Origin of the sequence: Acinetobacter piscicola (assembly GCF_002233755.1) — a bacterium.
Lineage (GTDB): Bacteria > Pseudomonadota > Gammaproteobacteria > Pseudomonadales > Moraxellaceae > Acinetobacter > Acinetobacter piscicola.
This window is the reverse complement of the sequence record NZ_NIFO01000061.1, coordinates 1-1397: the sequence shown is the minus strand read 5'-3', so window position 1 is coordinate 1397 and position 1397 is coordinate 1. Positions and strand designations below refer to the sequence as shown.

Here is a 1397-nt window from a genome sequence, read left to right as displayed (position 1 = left end):
CATTTAGACCATTTGCTGTGCTGGTCAATACCGTGTTGTTCGTCGCATCTCCAACCGTTACTTGTTTGGTCGATACGCTAGTTGCACCAATCACTGTATTGTCTGTACCCTCAGTCACCGTCAAGCCGTCTTTGTTCAAGACTGTCTTGTCTGTGCCTGTTCCCGCTGTAATGCTGTCAAAGGTCGCATCTTTCTTCATGCTCACTGTAACAGTTGTTTTACCTGCAGCGTCTTGTGCAACTTCTGTCGTTAAGTTCGATGTGTCGTAGGTCTTGGTTGCGTCTTTTGCACTTGCGACGATATCCAATTGGTTACCCAATTTATGCGTTACCGCACCACCTGCTGGATTGGTATTACCACCAACTTTAAAGCCTGCATTGACTACGCTATCCAACTGTCCTTTGTTCACCGCATCTGATGCTGCTGTCGCATTCGCTACATTGGTGATCTTGTCGCCACCGACATCCAACCCATTTGCTGTACTGGTCAATACCGTGTTGTTAGTCGCATCTCCAACCGTTACTTGTTTGGTCGATACGCTCGTCGCTCCAATCACTGTATTGTCTGTACCCTCGGTCACCGTCAAACCGTCTTTGTTCAAGACTGTCTTGTCTGTGCCTGTACCCGCTGTAACACTATCCACTGTCAAATTTGGATTAGTTGCAATCGTAATGTTGTTGCCACCGCGTGTTACTTTTATATTAGTGCCATCAAGGAACTGTACCGTATCACTCGATTTAACCGCGGATGCTGTATCTCCGTTCGCTTGAAGTTTCCACGTTTGATTCTGTAAGTTTGTGACATTCGTATTCGTTGTAAATAACTGACCACCATTCACCGCATCTGTCGATGCTGCTGAACTGATGTCGCCAGCTGCCAATCCACTGATCTTATCCCCACCTACATTTAGACCATTTGCTGTGCTGGTCAATACCGTGTTGTTCGTCGCATCTCCAACCGTTACTTGTTTGGTCGATACGCTAGTTGCACCAATCACTGTATTGTCTGTACCCTCAGTCACCGTCAAGCCGTCTTTGTTCAAGACTGTCTTGTCTGTGCCTGTTCCCGCTGTAATGCTGTCAAAGGTCGCATCTTTCTTCATGCTCACTGTAACAGTTGTTTTACCTGCAGCGTCTTGTGCAACTTCTGTCGTTAAGTTCGATGTGTCGTAGGTCTTGGTTGCGTCTTTTGCACTTGCGACGATATCCAATTGGTTACCCAATTTATGCGTTACCGCACCACCTGCTGGATTGGTATTACCACCAACTTTAAAGCCTGCATTGACTACGCTATCCAACTGTCCTTTGTTCACCGCATCTGATGCTGCTGTCGCATTCGCTACATTGGTGATCTTGTCGCCACCGACATCCAACCCATTCGCTGTGCTGGTCAATACT

General features: G+C 47.0%; 1 protein-coding gene. It reads right to left on the bottom strand.

What is annotated here, in order from left to right; translation table 11 throughout:
- The coding region (locus CDA10_RS16665; RefSeq protein WP_407640385.1) for a beta strand repeat-containing protein at positions 1 to 1397 on the bottom strand (1397 nt) is incomplete at both ends.